Here is a 16,466-nt window from a genome sequence, read left to right as displayed (position 1 = left end):
CGCGACCTCCGCCGGCATTCGGCGGAGACCGCAGCCACCGAATCCGCTGCGGCGGACGACGGCCATACCCGCCCGGCCCGCCTGCGCGCCACTCCCCGAATCAGCCCGCCCACGCCGACGACCGAATCACACGTCCGCCTTCACGTTGCCGAACGTCGTGTGCGGCTTATGTTTGATCCCGTCGTAGAACGCCTGAATGATGTCCTCCTTGAAGTGCGGCGTGCGCGGATGCGCATGAACGACAGCCTCGCGCTCGATATCCGTGAATTCGGAATACGCGAGGCCGAGCACATCCATTTCGACGCCGGCCGTCACCAGCGCGATCACCGGATGCATGTGCTGCGGAATGCCCGGCGTCGTATGCAGCGCGATCGACGTCCACACGAGGTCGATGTCCTGTTGAGCAATGCCCTTGCTCTTCAGAAAATCGCGCGCCGCATTGGCGCCGTCCACCTCAAAGCGCTCGCACGCACTGCTGTGCCGGTGCGTCAGCCCCATGTCGTGAAACATGCATGCGCAGTAGAGCAGCTCCGGATCGTACTTCAGCGCCTGGCGGCGACCGGCGAGCGCCGCGAAGTAGTACACGCGACTCGAATGGTGGAACAGCAGCGGGGACTCGGTATCGCGGACGAGTTCGGTGATCTCGCGCGCCAGTTGGCTATCGGGAATCGTGATGCCGGCAACGTTCACAGTCATGATCGACCTCCATTGAAGATACGTCGATTCTGCGCATCGCGATCGCTGTCTCCAATAGACGTGTTACGCCAAATCCTGCCATTTTGCGCGATCGGCTGACACGGCCGGCAAAGCGTGTCCGAGTCGGCCCGCAGCGCCGCTTCAGCCCCGCCCGGCGCGGCTCGCGCACGTCTATACTGCAACGCGTCGCGTTGTCAGACATGCCATCGTTCATGCCGAAAGTCGTGGGTGTTTTTGCCGTTCCGGGTGTTCAGTTGCTCGACGTTTCCGCGCCGCTCGACGTCTTCGCGCAGGCGAACGTCGAATGCGGAAAAGCGTTCTACACGCTGCGCGTGATCGCGTGCGAATCGGGGCCGATCCGCAGCTCTTCCGGCGCGCAACTGTTGGCCGACTGGGTCGCGCCGAACGTCCCCGAGCGCATCGATACGCTGCTCGTCGCCGGCGCGCCGGGCGCAGGGCGCATCGCGCTACGCACCGACGTGCTTGCATGGCTGCGCTCCGCGGCCGTGCAAAGCCGGCGATACGGCTCGATCTGCACGGGTGCGTTCGTACTGGCGGAGACCGGCCTGTTGAAGGGCCGCTATCTGACGACGCACTGGGCCGCGGCCGAAGCGCTTGCCGAAGCACATCCGACGATCACCGTCGACGCCGACGCGCTATACGTGCGCGACGGCAAGCTGCGTACCGGCGCCGGCGTGACGGCCGGCCTCGATCTCGCGCTGGCGCTCGTCGAGGAGGATCTCGGACGCGACATCGCCCGACGCGTCGCGTCGCAACTCGTGATGTTCTTCAAGCGACCGGGCGGGCAACTGCAGTTCAGCCGTAAAGGCGAAGCGCGGCCGGCCGGCCGCTCGGTGCTGCAGGAAGTGCAGCGCTGGATCGCGGCCCATCCGGAACTCACGCACTCGGTCGCCGACCTGGCGAAGCACGCGGGCATGAGCCCGCGGCACTTCGCGCGGCTGTTCCGCGCGGAAGTCGGCATGACGCCGGCCGCGTGGGTCGAAGCGACGCGCATCGCGGCCGCGCGTCAGCTGCTCGAGAACGGCCGCGATACGCCGAAGCAGGTCGCAGCGAAATGCGGCTTCGCCAACGTCGATACGCTGCGGCGCTCGTTCGCAAAACACGTCGGTATCACGCCTGCCGAGTATCGGAAACGGCAGGCCATCGTGACCGAATAGCAGCCGCGTGGCGCGCGTCTTCGTCGGCGTTGTCTTTGATCCGGTGCGTCGCGTTGTTTCGCATCGCTTGGTGCCGGCGGAGTCGACCCGATGATGCTTCAGGGCTCGCGTCCATACAGCCGATGACGGCACAACACGTTGTGTTGACAACCTTTTCTCGTTTCACTCGACAAGCACTTTTCGATGCCCGGGCGCGCGGACGCGCTGCTGCGCACGCGTCCGTTGCATTGCGCCGATTCGACCGTCGCGGCGCGTGCGCCGCCCACATCAGCCAATCTCCAGACAAATGGCGCGTGCCCCGCGATCCGCGAATCGTTTACTCAGCTGCAATAATGATTCGCCCGAACGCGTATTTCCGGTCCGTTACGCGATCGCTACGATGCAATCAACCGCTGAACGCAACGAGCGAAGCGCGAAATCAACGAAACCGGAGGTCATCATGAAGTCGTTCATCTACGCTGCCGTCGCAGCCGCCGCACTGTCTGCGTCGTATGGCGCGTTTGCGCAATCGAACCCGTCGGGTCAACTGACGCGCGAGCAGGTGCGCGCCGAACTCGTCCAGCTCGAACAGGCCGGCTACAAGCCGGAAGTTTCCGACACGCAGTATCCGCGTGCGCTGCAGACCGCGCAGGAACGCGTGACGAACGCCGATGCAACCGGATACGGCGCGCAAGCTGCGCCGCGCATTCATGCCGGCCGCGTCGCCGCCGCCCGCCAGGACGGCCGCGATTCGATCTACTTCGGCCAGTAATGCCGCCCGCGTACTGCGGTACGCGCGCGCCGTGCCTCGCACCCCGCTCCCGTTCATCGGGGCGGGGTGTTGTTTTGTCGGCGCGTGCCCATCGATGCAGGCGTGCATGCCAACGCGCGTACCGTGACACGCAGCGACACGATGCGCCCCGCTCCCCCGCCGCTCGGCCTACCGTCATGAACGCCGGCACCCCGCATTTGCGCATAGAATGGCCGCGTGGTCGGCGCCGGCCGCAGCGAACGCGAGCGTAATCTCGAACCGCCGGGCAAGCCCCGATCGTCCTCGCGTTCGCCGGCCGACTCCGATGCCGCATCAATGGCATTTTTCGAAAAGGAGCGGTTTCATGTCTCAAACATCCGGTTCCATGATCACGTTTCGCCGCCCGGACGGCCAGGAGCTGCAAGGCTACCTCGCGACGCCGGAGAAGACCGACGGCGCGCCCGCGGTCGTCGTCATTCAGGAATGGTGGGGCTTGAACGACCAGATCCGCGGTGTCGCGGATCGCCTCGCGCGCTGCGGTTACTTCGCGCTCGTGCCCGATCTCTATCGCGGCAAATCGACCGTCGAGGAAGAAGAAGCGCACCATCTGATGACGGGGCTCGATTTCGGCGATGCCGCGTCGCAGGACATTCCCGGCGCCGTCCAGTACCTGAAGACGCGCGCCGAGCGCGTCGCCGTGACGGGCTTCTGCATGGGCGGTGCGCTCACGCTGCTGTCGCTGCAATTCGCGGACGCCGACGCCGGCGTCACCTGGTACGGCTTCCCTCCGCTCGACTATCTCGATCCGTCGAAGATCAAGGTGCCGGTGATGGGTCATTGGGGCACGCAGGACGCGTTCTTCACGATCGACCAGGTCGACGCGCTCGAAAAGAAGCTGACCGACGCCAAGGTCGACATCGAATTCCACCGGTATCTGGCGCATCACGCATTCGCCAACGAAACGGCCGTCGGGCCCGGCCGCATCGCGGGCACGCAGTTCGATCCGGTGTGGTCGCAGTTCGCGTGGGATCGAACGCTGACGTTCTTCGGCCGCACGCTCTGGCAAAAGGCGGCCTGACCGGCCGTTAAAGAGGCGAGCGCAACGCTCGCCGCTCGATCGATCTATCGCTCTTGCCGGCACGGCCGCATGCAGCGGCGCGGCCGGCAACATGCGCACCGATCGCGAAACGGATGACGTGGTGCGCCGCTCGGCGGACTGCGAAGCTCGCGAGCATCGCGCGCCGCTTCCGCAAGCGGCGCGCAGCCGATGCCAAGGATTCCGTATCAATGATGGCCGCACGTGCGGCCCAACTGTCACGCGTTCGCGCGCGCATCCTGCGCCGCACAGAGTGCGGCCTCGTCGGCCGCGAGCATTTCCGGCACGCACTCGCGCAGAAAATCGACGAACGTCCTGATCTTCGCATCGAGATACTGACGCGAGGCATAGAGCGTATAGACGGTCAGCTTCTGCAGCCGGTATTCGGGCAACACGCGCACGAGCGCGCCGCTCGCGAATGCCGGCAAGGCCGTCGACATCGGCAATGCGCCGATGCCGAGCCCGGCGCGCAGCCCCGCGCCCAGCGCGTCGGCGATGTTCACCTGAAAGTCGGGCAACGGCAGTTCGAACGTCTCGCGGCCGTTGGGCCCGTCGAGATGCCAGCGATCGCGCGGAAAGATCGGCGTGACGATCTGCAGGCAGGCGTGCCCTTCCAGATCGCTCACGGTACGCGGCGTGCCGCGCTCTTTCAGATAGGCAGGCGACGCGCACAGCACGCTATGCATTTCGCCGAGCCGCTGCGAAACGAGGCCGGAGTCGGGCAGTTCGGCCGTGCTCAGCTGCAGCGACACGTCGTAGCCTTCGTCGATGATGTCGGGCACGTGCTGCGACAGCGTCAGTTCCACCGCGACCGACGGATAACGCTGTCGATAGCGAACGACCGCAGGCACGACGTACGCCTGCCCGAAACTCGTCGTCGCGTGCACGTGCAATCGCCCCGACGGCTTTGCCTGCGCGTCGGCCGCCTCGGCTTCGGCTTCGTCGATATACGCGAGAATCCGCTGGCAACGGTCGAGGTAGCGCTGGCCTGCGTCCGTCAGCGCAATGCGGCGGGTGCTGCGATTCAGCAGACGCGTGCGCAGATGCGTTTCCAGCTGCGCGACCGAGCGCGATGCGTAGGCTGTCGTAATGTCCAGCCGCTGGGCGGCGCTCGTAAAGCTGCCCTCCTCGCGACCCGGACAAAAATGCGCATCATCTGTAACGTGTCCATCGCCATGTCCCCGGGATTGAAACCGCGCCGTGCCGCGGCGTCGCCGCGTGTCTCCGTCGTCGAGAGCCGCTACGACTGCGGCCGGTCCGGCGCGAATTGTGCGGAACAGTACAGCAGCGTCGATAGCGTGTCCAGTTCGCCGTGCGCTGTCTCCTGCGGTGCCCGCAGCGCGGCGGGAGAACGCATTCCGCAAGGCGTGCGAGCGGGCATATCGCGCCGCCCGACGTCATGCCGGGACGGGACCATATGCCGTTTCCCTTAGACGCGCGGCGCCGGGTCGAACGGATCGCGCAACACGATCGTGTCGTCCCGTTCCGCGCCGGTCGTGATCATCGACACGGGAACGCCCGCGACCGCTTCGACGCGCGCGATGAACGCCTGCGCTGCATGCGGCAACGCTGCACGCTCGCGCACGCCTTTCACGCTGCGTTGCCAGCCGTCGAACCGCTCGTACACGGGCCGCGCACGCGCTTGGGCCTCGAGACTCGCGGGCAGATGCTCGACGCGCGCGCCGTCCAGTTCATAGCCGACGCAGAGCTCGATCGAGTCGAAGCCGTCGAGCACGTCGAGTTTGGTCAGCGCCAGCGAATCGATACCGGACACCCTGACGGGCTGACGCAACTGTGCGGCATCGAGCCAGCCGCAACGCCGCGGGCGCCCGGTGTTCACGCCGAATTCCTGTCCACGCGTGCGCAGCGCTTCGCCGGTTGCGTCGGTCAGCTCGGTCAGGAACGGGCCGCCGCCCACGCGCGTCGCGTAGGCCTTCGTGACGCCGAGCACGTGCCCGAGCTTCGACGCGCCGAGCCCGGTCCCGGCCGCCGCCGCGGAGGCTACGGTTGCCGACGACGTCACAAACGGATACGTGCCCCAGTCGATGTCGAGCATCACGGCCTGCGAGCCTTCGAACAGGATGTGCTCGCCGCGGTCGGTCGCGTCGTTCAGGTCGGCCCACACCGGCCGCACGAACGGGAGGATCTTCGGCGCGATGTCCATCAGCCTGTCGAACATCGCATCGCGCGAGCAGACCTCGAGGCCGAGGCCACGGAACCATGCGTTGTGATAGTCGACCAGCGCCTCGAGCTTGTCGGCGAGGCGGCCAGGTTCGGCAAGATCGCCGACGCGCAGCCCGCGGCGGCCGACCTTGTCCTCGTACGCCGGCCCGATTCCGCGCAGCGTCGTGCCGATCGGCTCGCGGCGCAGCCGCTCCTGAGCCTCATCGAGCGCGCGGTGAATCGGCAGCACGAGCGTCGCGTTTTCGGCGATCGACAGGTTGTCTGGCGTCACCTGCAGCCCGAGCTCCGCCATTCGCCCGATTTCCGCGAGCAGCGCTTCCGGATCGAGCACGACGCCGTTGCCGATCACGCCGCGCTTGCCGCGCACGATGCCGCTCGGCAGCAGCGCGAGCTTGTACGTCTTCCCGCCGACGACGAGCGTGTGACCGGCGTTGTGGCCGCCGTTATAGCGCGCGACGACATCGGCGCGTGCCGCCAGCCAATCCACGATCCGCCCCTTGCCTTCGTCGCCCCATTGGGCGCCTACCACGACCACATTCGCCACGCTCGATTCTCCATGTGAGAAATTCAGACACTCGCGTCGGCCGATGCGGCCGCTCGTGTGGCATAGTCGCAAAGCGTCTCTCGACGATCAAACGATTAAATCTGAGCGATCTCGTCAGAAAAACTCACACGAACCCGAAAAGCATGGCACGTCGACTTCCGCCGCTGAACTCACTATGCGCGTTCGAAGCCGCCGCGCGACTGGGCAGCTTCACGCTCGCCGCCGACGAACGGTGCGTCACGCACGGCGCGATCAGCCGGCATGTACAGCAGCTGGAGACCTGGCTCGGCAAGCCGCTGTTCGAACGTCTGAATCGACGCGTCGTGCTGACGGATGCAGGGCGCGCGTATCTTGCGGAAGTCGGCGCGTCGTTCGATCGCATCGCGCTCGCGACTGCGCAGCAGTTCGGGCAAGCCCAGCAGCGCGTGCTGCGCGTCAATGCGCCCGCAACGTTTTCGTTACGCTGGCTGGTGCCGAAACTGTCGTCGTTTCAGGTCGCCCATCCGACGATCGAGGTGCGGCTGTCGACGTCGAACGAGCCGATCGACAAGCTGCGCGACAGCGCCGATCTGATCATCCGCGGCGGCCCGCAGACGATCGACGGTTACGTCGCCGACGAATTCCTGTCCGAAGTCCGCTTGCCGGTGTGCGCGCCGAAGCTGCTCGAGCGCACGCCGCTGCGCACGCCGGCCGATCTGGCGAACTTCACGCTGCTGCATGCCGCCACGTATCCCGGCATGTGGCCGGAATGGCTCGCTGCGGCCGGCTGCCCGAATCTCGTGCCTCGGCATGCGCTGACGCTCGAACATTTCTATCTGACGCTGCAGGGCGCGCTCGACGGACTCGGCGTGGCAATGGGGCCGATCGCGCTCGTCGCCGACGACATTGCCGAAGGCCGGCTCGTGCAGCCGTTCAGCGGCCCGGCGTTGCCGGCGTGGCGGTATTTCATCTACGTGCCGGCCACGCGGATCGACGATGAAGCGGTACGCGCGTTCAGGGACTGGCTGAAGCTGGCGGGATGTGCGGAGAATTCGAACGGTCTGCGCTGATCGGCGTGTGAGGCGCCTGCCGGATGCGCATGCCGGGGAAGCTGGCGTAGAGCGGGAGGTCGAAGCGGGATGTGTCGTCGCCGATGGAAAGCGACTCGTGGAGCGCCGCAGTCATCGCTGCGGCAGGCAAGCCGCGAGGACATCCGCGGCTTGCGAACCGGTCGGCGCTTACTGGCCCGAACCGGCGGCCTTCTTCTCGGCGTTCTGGAGGTTCTGCGGATAATTCGGATCGTTGGCGGCCGGCTTGTAGCCAGCGTCCTCGAGTTTCTTCAGCTCGGCCGTATTCTTCGTGCGCGCGGCCTTGCGTTCGGCTTTGCGTTTGGCACGTGCCGCCTTGCGCGCTTCCTGCTTGGCAGCCTTGGCGTCCTGCGCGGCCGGTGCGCTCGCATCCGTCTGCGCAAACACGGGCGCCGTCGAGCCAAGCAGGAACGCAGCCGCAGTCGCGGCCAGCATCAGTTTTTTCGTCTGGATTCGCATCGCTGAACTCTCTTGTGTAATGGGTCACGGACAGACAGCACATCGAGATACCACCCCTGCTCCCCGATCGGTGGAGAGACCGGTCGGGGCCTGTGCATCATAACCGCGTTACGCGGCGGCCGGGTTGACGTTGCGATGGTGGCTTGGGGATACGTTTATGGGAGATATCTGGCCGAGCTGGGCTAGTCCGGGTGAAGCTGTTGGCCGATTTGCGGTTCGATCGGGTTTGGGAGCGGAACCGTTGTGGCGATCTGAAGGATCTTGTGAGGTGCCAAGCGCGACACTGCTACTCGCAGCGGTTCAGCAAGGGGCCGGCGAGCGGGTTGTCCACAGCGCCGCGGCTCGGCTAGGACAAGTCTGCTTGCCATAAGTCGGCTCGACAGCGATTCAACCGCGTGAATGGCCGTCGGCCCCACAGCTGTTTCAGTGCGGCGCCTGCGTCGATTGCGTGCGGAGTGACACGACTGCGCTGCCTGGATGCTCCCATAGACGGGAACCTATACGGTCCGATCGCCGTTTTGCGGGCGGTTTTCTCCCATAGGTTTCTACGTTTGCAGTTTGTGAGTAGGTACTCACATGCGAGGTCACGTTGGACGCGTAAGTCCTTGTCAGGGAAAGGAATTCTTGCGTCGCTCAGCTCCGGTGAGCACCACTGTGACGGTCACCTTGAACCACGTCGGCATCGTTGGGTAGCGGTTTATGGGGTAGGTCTTTCTGCAAAAGCACACGTGTGTTTACATCTTTAGAAAGCAACGTTTACTTCTTTAACTACTTTTAGCAGCCTCACAGCCTTGTCCAGTAAGGGTTTGAAGGGGGATCGGTACCCATTTATGGGAGCACAGGTAGAAGATCGTGGGGGGTGAGGTCTGTGGATTTGGGGGATTGGGTACCAGCCTGTGGGGAACCGGGGATGTGGATATGGGAAGAGCGTACCCGTCTATGGGATTTCAGACCGGAAATGGCTTGGGTAGCCATCTATGGGATCGCCTTCAGGTAGCCGTTTATGGTGCGTTGCCGGGAAATGCCGAATGTCGGGAGGCACTGCGTTCCTGTTTGGGTAGCCGTTTATGGTATCGGCGAAAGGTAGTCGTTTATGGGCATCAGTTCGGCGCTCGGGATGGTATCCAAGGTCGTACGCGCGGCGTGGTCTCCCATAAACAGGTGCCTCAGACGAGAAAGGTAACCTTTTATGGGAACGCGGTAAGGTAGCCGTTTATGGGGCGCTTTCGCGCGGCCGCTGCGCCGATCGTGCGAAACCTCTCCCTGTCGATGTGTTTGAAGGTATCCGTTTATGGGATTTTGAAAAGGTAGCCGGCTATGGGAGAAAATCGCGACCGTGCTGCACGGCACCACGAAATGCCGGTTCCGTTCCGGTTCAGCCGGATGAGTTCCCATGGAAGGCTACCTTCGATTCGGCAAGAGCCATGCCGGGCGCGGGTGTTCGGGCATCAAAGGTAGCCGTTTTTGGGACGTATTTTGGCCGAAAGGTATATGCCTATGGGGCGACGCGCCGATCGACACATAAAAAATTTCCCTTTTGCGTCGACGGCTTAGCGTCCGTTGTGCAAGTGACGCTGGAACAGGGGCGTTGCTCGCCGCCGCGAAAAGGTATAAAGTCCGCCCTCAATACGGTCACCTTATCCGGACACCACGATGCCGCGCAAGCCCGCAAGCAAAGGCTCCGACAAACAGGTTTCGCTGTTTCAGACACCCGAGCCTCCCGACTTGCTGCGCAAGGCGGTCCAGGCGATTCACATCGCGCCCAAGTCGGGGAAGATCGGACTGCAGCAGCGCAAGATGTTCAGTTCGCTCATCAAGAACGCGCTTCGACAGGAAGCGTTCGAGCCCGGCCGCACGAGCTTCTCGATTTCGATTGCCGCGCTTTCGCACGAGAGCGGGCTGAACAGCAACAACACGAAGTACGTGAAGGATACGGTCAACTCGCTGATCAGCACCGTCGTCAACTGGGACTATCTTGCCGCCGACCGGTCGACCGTGTGGAAGGCGTCGGGCTTGCTCGCGGGCGCGGAGCTCGAGCAATCGGTGCTGAAGTACAGCTTCTCCGATCAGATTCGCAGCGAGCTGCTCAACCCCGAGATCTATGCGTTGATCGATATGCGCATCGCGCGCGAGTTTCGTCGATCGCATTCGCTCGCGCTGTGGGAAAACACCGTGCGCTACGAAGGGATCGGCATCACCGCCAAGATCCCGCTGCCGAAGTTCCGCGATCTCATTCTCGGTCAGGACAAGGCATCGCAGTCGTACAAGGAGTACAAGCTGTTCAAGAGCAAGGTCCTGGTGCCGTGCATTCAGGAGGTGAACGAAGTATCGGACCACACGCTCGAGCTGATCGAACACAAGTCGGGCCGCAGTGTCGAGGCCGTGCAGTTCAAGGTGACGCGCAAGCCGAGCGCGGATACGGTCGAGGAAGGCGACGTCAAGAACGAAGCGCTCGTCGATGAGGTCGCGAAGTTCGGCATCCCGCGTTCCGAAGCGCGCCGGCTCATTACGCAATACGGCGTACAGCGGATCAAGGCGGCGATCGCCTATACGCTCAATCGGACTACGAAAAAGAACGCCGCGCCGATCGACAACGTGGCCGCGTATTTCCGCAAAGCGTTGACGCATGGCTACACGCTGTCCGACGGACAAGGCGCCGAGACCGGCGCAGCAGTCCAGGAATCCGCGCAAAGCAAGCAGGAGCAGATTCGCGACAAGTATCTGGCCGCGAAGGTCGAGGAAGCCGGCGCGTATTTCCGCGAGCTCGAGATCGACGATCAGACCAAGCTGATCGAACGCTACAACGAGACCGTTGCCGGGTCGAAGGACCTGACGCTGTCGCCGAAGAAGAAGGCAAGCAAGCTCGCACAAACGAGCTTCTTCCGCTGGCTCGCGCTCGACACCTGGGGCGAGCCGACCTCGGACGATCTGCTCGAGTTCCTGCTCAAGAGCAGCCTCGCCACCAACTGAACGAGACCTCGCGGATCCACGTGGACGTGCGTCGGATCGGCCGCACGTGGCGTGCGGCGCGGACGCGAGGTCTGCGTTGTTTCGTTTTACTGCTGTGCCGCCGCCAGTGCGGCGACGTATTCGTCGATGACGGCCTTGAGCTTGTCGGCGAGCGCTTCCTGATGGGTTGCGTCCACGCCCTTCAGTTGCAGGTCGAGACGCCCGTCGGGATAGGTCTTCAACTGGCCGATCGCGCGTGACTCGAGCGCGAAATCGTGACGGACGCTATAGCGCGTACGTCCAGCCTTCCTGGTGTCGTCGCTCTGCGCGCGCAGGAAGTTCTCGAGGTCGCGCACCGACTTCTTGCGATCGATGACGGCCGTCAGCAGACGGTCGGCGGTCGCCTCGCCCAGGCGCTCGAAGATCAGCTTCAGGAAATACGCTGCCTGCAGGCCGACGACGTCGCTCGCCGCCGCCATGCGCTCGAGCAGCGTATTCGGCAGCGCGTTCAGCGACAGCGTCTTGCTGATCGATGCCTTGTCCTTGCCAATCTTTTCCGCGAGCGTGTTCTGGTCGGGGAAGACCTTCTCGTCGAGCAGGCGCTTCCATGCCACTGCGTCGTCGAAGATCGTCTGGCGTTCGTGATCGTGGTTGGCGCGATACGCGATCGTATAGAGCTGCTCCGGCGTGTGATCGGTGCGGAACGTCGCGTTGATCGTTTCGTCGCCGTTGATGCTCGTGGCGCGCAAGCGGCGTTGACCGTCGATCACGACGAGCTTGCCCGGAAACTCCGGCAGCCGCGTGACCTTGATCGGCTCGATCTGCCCTTCTCGCTTCAACGTCAACGCGAGTTCGTGCAGGCTCGATTCGGAGTAGAAGACGCGCGGGTTGAACGGGTTCGGAATGCAGTCCTTGACCGCGACGCGTTGCGGAGCGCCGAGATCCAGCGCATCGGGTGGCGTGACGCCGGGTGCGGCAGCCACCGCGGCGTCGACGCCGGTTTTCGCCGCCGAGGACGGCTCGGGTATGCGCGTTTCGAGCGCTGCGTTTTCTTGCGCGAGCCCGCGCAGCAGGCCCGCCGCGAGATGCAGATTGCCGGTCGGCTTTTTCTCTTTGGTTGTGTCCTTAGCCATGAGCGGCTCCCGTTGCGCGCGTCGATGCGATGTATTGGGCCATTTCGGTCACGAGCTTTTCGATCTCGGCACGAGCCTCTTTCAGCCCCTTCAGATACCGGTTGTGATGGTGAATCGTCGTGCCGAGCGCGAACGTTTGGCGATAGACCTCGCGTTGCGCGATCTGGCTGTCGAGCAGATGTTCCCCTATTTCTTCTGCCCTTAGAATTTTTAAAATTTCTTCACGCATTTTAGTTTTTCCATTGACGCTATTCAGCATTAATGCGGAAGAGAGATTGGGATTGCGAACGGCGCGCATCGACTCGATCATCCGGATCATGGCGACGGTGCTGTACAGGTCGGCCGGAGACGGCGACAGCGGCACCAGGCAAAAATCGGCCACTTCGAGCACGGAGGCAATGCGTGGGTCCTCGAGGTTGCCGGGACAGTCGACGACGATGACGTCGAAGTTTGCATCCTGTTTTTTTATTTCGGCACCGATGCCGCGCCCGGCAGGCGCCAGCGACAGGACTGTCATCGGAAGCGTGTTCTCGCCGCTCGTTACCCAGCGGACGGAAGTGCCTTGAGGGTCGGCGTCGATCAGCGCCACTTTGTTCCCGCCGGCTTCGAATGCCGCCGCGATATTGACGGAGATGGTCGTCTTCCCCGTCCCACCTTTTTGATTGCTAACGGCGATTTTGAAGGCCATTAAATTCTCCACGGAGTTTTGCGTAATATATTCAGCGAGACGCTGATTGTCCAGACAAACGCTTTCAGAACGTCCGATTTTTTTACGAAATGTGCTTGTCACGTGACAAGTCGGTCGAATGGCTGGGTGGCTCGAATAACCACTCTGGGCAGAAAAACGGTGGGGTGGCGATTCCGGGGCACGCCGGGTCTGCGGGTATCTTAAATTGCGCGGCGCGCGAACGCGGTGTTATGGAAGCGCGACCGTAGGGCGGGCGGTTGTTACGTGACAAACGGGATGCCCGGAGCGACGTACCTCCACGACGCTAGCGCAGGGGAACGGCGCTGAGTTAGGCGCCTTTTCGATAAATTGGGCGCCCGTTGCGCTTGTCGCGGCCCCTGGTTCGCGGTTGTTACGTGACAACTACGGGCGACGCTCAGTGGGCTGCCGGGGTCTGCCGCCTTGAATGAACGTCCCTTTTGCTGCTTCGTCTCCTCGACGATCGTATCAGTAGGTTCCTGATGCCTACGACGCTCCGTAACTGTAGAAGTGCGTAGGCACGGCGGCGGGAGCCGAGTTGTCACGTGACAACGACGTGGGCCGTTGGATATCGCTTCGGGCGGCTCGAAAGAAGAGAGGACGCTACGTTCGCCGCGGAAAGCCCGCCGTTGGAATCGGGCCGGGCGGCATCGGGCTCAACTGCAAGCCAGCCGGGTTAGCAGCCGTCGCATCGTGCATTGATATGTCCCTAATAATGGGTGCCGGAAACCCCGCCTTGCATCGCAACGCTCTTGATTACACGTCGGACGCTGACGATCTCCGCCAATGTGCTCGAGTGGCCCGAGCGTAGTGACGTGAAAACCGCCCTCCGCAGGCTTTGAGCGCGACCGTGAAACAATCGCGAAAAACTGACGCGCCGCCGGCATCCTTTTGGCACAAGGGTTTACGCCGGATTGCTCAAGCTGTTTCACGGAAAATACACCGCGTCGGGGCGGGAAACGGGGGCGGATGACGGCTCACGCCTCATGACAGTACTCCGCGAGCTTCTCACGAACGAAGCCGTATTGATTGATACGTGTTCGGCCGTGATCGATACGAATCGCCCGTGCACGAGATTCATTGCCGAGTCTGATGCCCGAAACGGCGGTCATGCCGCGCGCTGATCCCGGCCGGTTGTCACGTGACAACGCGTGTGCAAACCGACGCAACGCACGGTTTGGACGAGGGCCACGGGACGACCGCATCGCCGATATTCGCAAGGCGATATCGCCCGTAAACTTACCTCTCGGCTTCCGCCGGACACAACCGCCAGCGGCGCGCCTTCCTTCCGGACGCGCTTTTCTCCTCAGGCACGGCCCGCCACCATTGCTCGCCGCGATGCGGTGCATCGAGATCGAGACGTTCGCCCATCCGCGGCGTCGACAGCGCAACACCTCGCGCCACGGCGAGCGCCGTCACCCTTTCGAACGGATCTTGCCAACGATGCATGGCAAGGTCGAATGTTCCGTTGTGTATCGGTAGGAGTTGTCGTCCGCGTAGATCGATATGAGCCTGAACCGTTTCTTCCGGCTGCATATGCACGTACGGCCACTGCGCGTCGTATGCGCCAGTCTCGATCAATGTCACATCGAACGGCCCCAAGCGATCGCCGATTGCCTTGAAGCCATCGAAGTAACCGGTGTCCCCGCTGAAGAACACACGAAGATCGTCGTCGACGATGACCCATGACGCCCAAAGCGTGCTGTCGCCATCGAACAGACTCCTGCCGGAGAAATGCTGCGCGGGCGTGGCCGTCACCGATAGCCCATCGATCTCGACGCTTTGCCACCGATCGAGCTGGTGCACTTTCGTTGCATCGACACCCCATTCGATCAAGCGGTCGCCGACGCCCAGCGGCGTGACGAATACGCCGGTCGTTGAAGCGAGCGCGAGCACCGTTTCACGATCGAGGTGATCGTAGTGATCGTGCGACAGGATCACTCCACGCAGCGGAGGCAAATCCTCGAGCGCGATCGGCGTAGGGTGGAACCGCTTCGGACCGAGCGTGCGGAACGGCGATGCGCGCTCCGAAAAGAGGGGATCGGTCAACCACCATTCGCCGCGCAACTTGATGAGCAGTGTCGAATGCCCAAGGCGGTACAGGCTGCGGTCCGGCGCTTCGTCGAGTTCGGATACGGTCAACCGATCGACGGGCAGTGCCGCGGCGGGCATCGTGCCTTGTGGTTTATTGACGAGCATGTTCCATGCGATCCGAAGCATCTTCCCGAATCCGTCGGCTGGCCGCGGCCTCACGTTGGCGAAGCGCGCGCCGTTATGCTGCGTTGAACGGCGACCATACGCGCGACTGCGCTTCCCGGCCGTGAGGCCCAGCGCGCGCTGCACAAAGGTAAAAGGTGAGGCCATGTTGGATTCGTCCGAAAAAGTACACTCAGCAGTGTAGTTTCTTATTCGGGAAAGTAAACTGCGCGGTGTAAAATTTTTCGAATGAACATCACCTCGTCTCCACAGCGCCTCACCGACCGCAAACGTGCTGCCATTGTCGATGCGGCGATCGAGGAGTTTCTCGCTTCCGGTTACGACGCAACGAGCATGGATCGAATCGCCGCTCACGCCGGCGTATCGAAGCGCACGATCTACAATCATTTTCCGAGCAAGGACGCGCTGTTTGTCGCGATCCTGCAGAAACTGTGGAACGCGACGCAGGGCGACGGCACACCTGCATATCGCGACGATGTCCCGTTGCGCGAGCAACTCGTCGCGCTGTTGAATCGCAAACTAAAGTTATTGAACGACGAGTCGTTCCTGGCGCTTGCGCGTGTCGCGATCGGCGCGGCGATGCATTCGCCGGACCGCGCACGCGACATGGTCGCGCGCCTCGGCGAGCGCGAAGAAGATGTCACCGTATGGATCCGCGAAGCGTCCGCCGCCGGACGTTTGGTTGTATCCGACCCCGTATTTGCCGCGCAACAGTTGCATGGCATCGTGAAGGCGTTTGCGTTCTGGCCGCAATTGACGATGGGCCAGCCGCCGCTCGACTCGCAGGATCGACGAAAGGTCGCCGAATCGGCGGCCGACATGTTTCTCGCGCGCTACTCGCGCGCCGACGGCAAGGACGCACGGTGAAATCGTGAGATTGAGCGCACTTCCCGCGTGGTGCGATGAGCCCGGAATCGCTGAAGCCTGCCGCGCTTATCGACACCGACATGCATATCACCAGTACAGACGCATCGGAGCGTGAGGACCGATCGATGAAAACGCTACTGATCGTCTATCACACGATGACCGGCGGGACGCGTCAGATGGCCGAGGCGGCGGCCGCGGCTGCACGCGACGAATCGGGTGTCGACGTCCGGCTGCAGCGCGCGGATGCGACTACGCCCGAGCACGTATTGAGCGCCGACGCGTACCTCTTCGCGACGCCGGAAAATCTTGCGGCGATGTCCGGCGTCATGAAGGATTTCTTCGATCGCTGTTATTACCCCGTCCTCGATCGCGTGAACGGCCGGCCGTATGCGGCGATGATCTGCGCGGGCAGCGATGGTCAGAACGCGCTACGCCAGATCGACCGGATCGCGACCGGCTGGCGACTCAACAGCGTGGCGCCGGGCCTGATCGTATGCACGCATGCGCAGACACCGGAGCGCATCCTTGCGCCGAAGACCATCGACGCCGACGATCTGGCGCGCTGCGCGGAACTCGGCGCCGCGCTCGCGGCAGGACTGGCGCTCGGCATCTTTTGATTCGTGATGCCGTGGCCGGACGC

Annotated in this window: 13 protein-coding genes and 1 pseudogene; 7 read left to right on the top strand and 7 right to left on the bottom strand. The window is 63.2% G+C overall.

Translation table 11 applies throughout. The features are described 5' to 3' along the window. Positions 1–126: 126 nt before the first annotated feature. On the bottom strand, positions 127–696 hold the full coding sequence (locus BST28156_RS05650) for an HD domain-containing protein (RefSeq protein ID WP_012217784.1): 570 nt from the start codon (positions 694–696) through the stop codon (positions 127–129). A gap of 212 nt (positions 697–908) precedes the next feature. Between BST28156_RS05650 and BST28156_RS05645 the strand changes: the two genes are divergently transcribed. From BST28156_RS05645 to BST28156_RS05635, 3 genes are all read left to right on the top strand, one after another. Next, on the top strand, positions 909–1,874 hold the full coding sequence (locus BST28156_RS05645) for a GlxA family transcriptional regulator (protein ID WP_012464963.1): 966 nt from the start codon (positions 909–911) through the stop codon (positions 1,872–1,874). Positions 1,875–2,313: 439 nt separating this feature from the next. Beyond that, positions 2,314–2,625: a DUF4148 domain-containing protein gene (locus BST28156_RS05640; RefSeq protein WP_006399359.1), complete on the top strand. Its 312-nt coding sequence runs from the start codon at positions 2,314–2,316 to the stop codon at positions 2,623–2,625. Between the two features lie 343 nt (positions 2,626–2,968). After that, complete coding sequence (locus BST28156_RS05635) at positions 2,969–3,682, top strand: dienelactone hydrolase family protein (protein ID WP_012217782.1); 714 nt, start codon at positions 2,969–2,971, stop codon at positions 3,680–3,682. A 236-nt stretch (positions 3,683–3,918) separates the two neighbouring features. Here the strand turns inward: BST28156_RS05635 and BST28156_RS05630 are convergent. Both BST28156_RS05630 and BST28156_RS05625 read right to left on the bottom strand, forming a co-directional pair. Next, positions 3,919–4,871 (bottom strand): annotated as a pseudogene (locus BST28156_RS05630) (LysR family transcriptional regulator). Between the two features lie 258 nt (positions 4,872–5,129). Beyond that, positions 5,130–6,428, bottom strand: a complete 1,299-nt coding sequence (locus BST28156_RS05625) for an adenylosuccinate synthase (protein ID WP_012217780.1) — start codon at positions 6,426–6,428, stop codon at positions 5,130–5,132. A gap of 143 nt (positions 6,429–6,571) precedes the next feature. Between BST28156_RS05625 and gcvA the strand changes: the two genes are divergently transcribed. Continuing rightward, a complete protein-coding gene (gcvA, locus tag BST28156_RS05620; protein ID WP_060097115.1) occupies positions 6,572–7,477 on the top strand; it encodes a transcriptional regulator GcvA in 906 nt (301 codons plus the stop codon). A 168-nt stretch (positions 7,478–7,645) separates the two neighbouring features. Here gcvA and BST28156_RS05615 read toward each other — a convergent pair whose 3' ends face one another. After that, on the bottom strand, positions 7,646–7,954 hold the full coding sequence (locus BST28156_RS05615; RefSeq protein WP_006399352.1) for a hypothetical protein: 309 nt from the start codon (positions 7,952–7,954) through the stop codon (positions 7,646–7,648). A gap of 1,653 nt (positions 7,955–9,607) precedes the next feature. Here BST28156_RS05615 and BST28156_RS05610 point away from each other — a divergent pair. After that, positions 9,608–10,924: a replication initiation protein gene (locus tag BST28156_RS05610; protein ID WP_006405519.1), complete on the top strand. Its 1,317-nt coding sequence runs from the start codon at positions 9,608–9,610 to the stop codon at positions 10,922–10,924. An 86-nt stretch (positions 10,925–11,010) separates the two neighbouring features. On the opposite strand, the gene BST28156_RS05605 is transcribed toward BST28156_RS05610, so the two are convergent. The 3 genes from BST28156_RS05605 to BST28156_RS05595 form a co-directional block, all read right to left on the bottom strand. Beyond that, positions 11,011–12,036, bottom strand: coding sequence for a ParB/RepB/Spo0J family partition protein (locus BST28156_RS05605; protein ID WP_012218460.1), 1,026 nt, complete (start codon positions 12,034–12,036; stop codon positions 11,011–11,013). Continuing rightward, positions 12,029–12,724, bottom strand: a complete 696-nt coding sequence (locus tag BST28156_RS05600) for an AAA family ATPase (RefSeq protein WP_006399349.1) — start codon at positions 12,722–12,724, stop codon at positions 12,029–12,031. Before BST28156_RS05600 ends, BST28156_RS05605 begins: the two co-directional genes overlap by 8 nt. Before the next feature lie 1,257 nt (positions 12,725–13,981). Then, positions 13,982–15,106, bottom strand: coding sequence for an MBL fold metallo-hydrolase (locus BST28156_RS05595; protein ID WP_012218459.1), 1,125 nt, complete (start codon positions 15,104–15,106; stop codon positions 13,982–13,984). An 81-nt stretch (positions 15,107–15,187) separates the two neighbouring features. Between BST28156_RS05595 and BST28156_RS05590 the strand changes: the two genes are divergently transcribed. Together BST28156_RS05590 and BST28156_RS05585 are read left to right on the top strand one after the other, a co-directional pair. Beyond that, on the top strand, positions 15,188–15,826 hold the full coding sequence (locus BST28156_RS05590; protein ID WP_012218458.1) for a TetR/AcrR family transcriptional regulator: 639 nt from the start codon (positions 15,188–15,190) through the stop codon (positions 15,824–15,826). Between the two features lie 125 nt (positions 15,827–15,951). Continuing rightward, positions 15,952–16,443 carry a flavodoxin family protein gene (locus tag BST28156_RS05585; RefSeq protein ID WP_012464824.1) on the top strand — a complete coding sequence of 164 codons (492 nt, stop codon included), beginning with the start codon at positions 15,952–15,954 and terminating at the stop codon, positions 16,441–16,443. Positions 16,444–16,466 lie beyond the last annotated feature (23 nt).

Origin of the sequence: Burkholderia pseudomultivorans (genome assembly GCF_902499075.1) — a bacterium.
Taxonomy (GTDB): domain Bacteria; phylum Pseudomonadota; class Gammaproteobacteria; order Burkholderiales; family Burkholderiaceae; genus Burkholderia; species Burkholderia pseudomultivorans.
The sequence above is the reverse complement of the archived record's forward strand: the minus strand, read 5'-3'. Positions and strand labels throughout refer to the sequence as shown.

Bases quoted from the DNA above. Each gene is read 5' to 3' on its own strand.
- BST28156_RS05645 (WP_012464963.1), top strand. From the start codon at position 909: ATGCCGAAAGTCGTGGGTGTTTTTGCCGTTCCGGGTGTTCAGTTGCTC.
- BST28156_RS05590 (WP_012218458.1), top strand. From the start codon at position 15,188: ATGAACATCACCTCGTCTCCACAGCGCCTCACCGACCGCAAACGTGCT.
- BST28156_RS05595 (WP_012218459.1), bottom strand. From the start codon at position 15,106: ATGGCCTCACCTTTTACCTTTGTGCAGCGCGCGCTGGGCCTCACGGCC.
- BST28156_RS05635 (WP_012217782.1), top strand. From the start codon at position 2,969: ATGTCTCAAACATCCGGTTCCATGATCACGTTTCGCCGCCCGGACGGC.
- BST28156_RS05650 (WP_012217784.1), bottom strand. From the start codon at position 696: ATGACTGTGAACGTTGCCGGCATCACGATTCCCGATAGCCAACTGGCG.
- gcvA (WP_060097115.1), top strand. From the start codon at position 6,572: ATGGCACGTCGACTTCCGCCGCTGAACTCACTATGCGCGTTCGAAGCC.
- BST28156_RS05610 (WP_006405519.1), top strand. From the start codon at position 9,608: ATGCCGCGCAAGCCCGCAAGCAAAGGCTCCGACAAACAGGTTTCGCTG.
- BST28156_RS05615 (WP_006399352.1), bottom strand. From the start codon at position 7,954: ATGCGAATCCAGACGAAAAAACTGATGCTGGCCGCGACTGCGGCTGCG.
- BST28156_RS05600 (WP_006399349.1), bottom strand. From the start codon at position 12,724: ATGGCCTTCAAAATCGCCGTTAGCAATCAAAAAGGTGGGACGGGGAAG.
- BST28156_RS05585 (WP_012464824.1), top strand. From the start codon at position 15,952: ATGAAAACGCTACTGATCGTCTATCACACGATGACCGGCGGGACGCGT.
- BST28156_RS05605 (WP_012218460.1), bottom strand. From the start codon at position 12,036: ATGGCTAAGGACACAACCAAAGAGAAAAAGCCGACCGGCAATCTGCAT.
- BST28156_RS05640 (WP_006399359.1), top strand. From the start codon at position 2,314: ATGAAGTCGTTCATCTACGCTGCCGTCGCAGCCGCCGCACTGTCTGCG.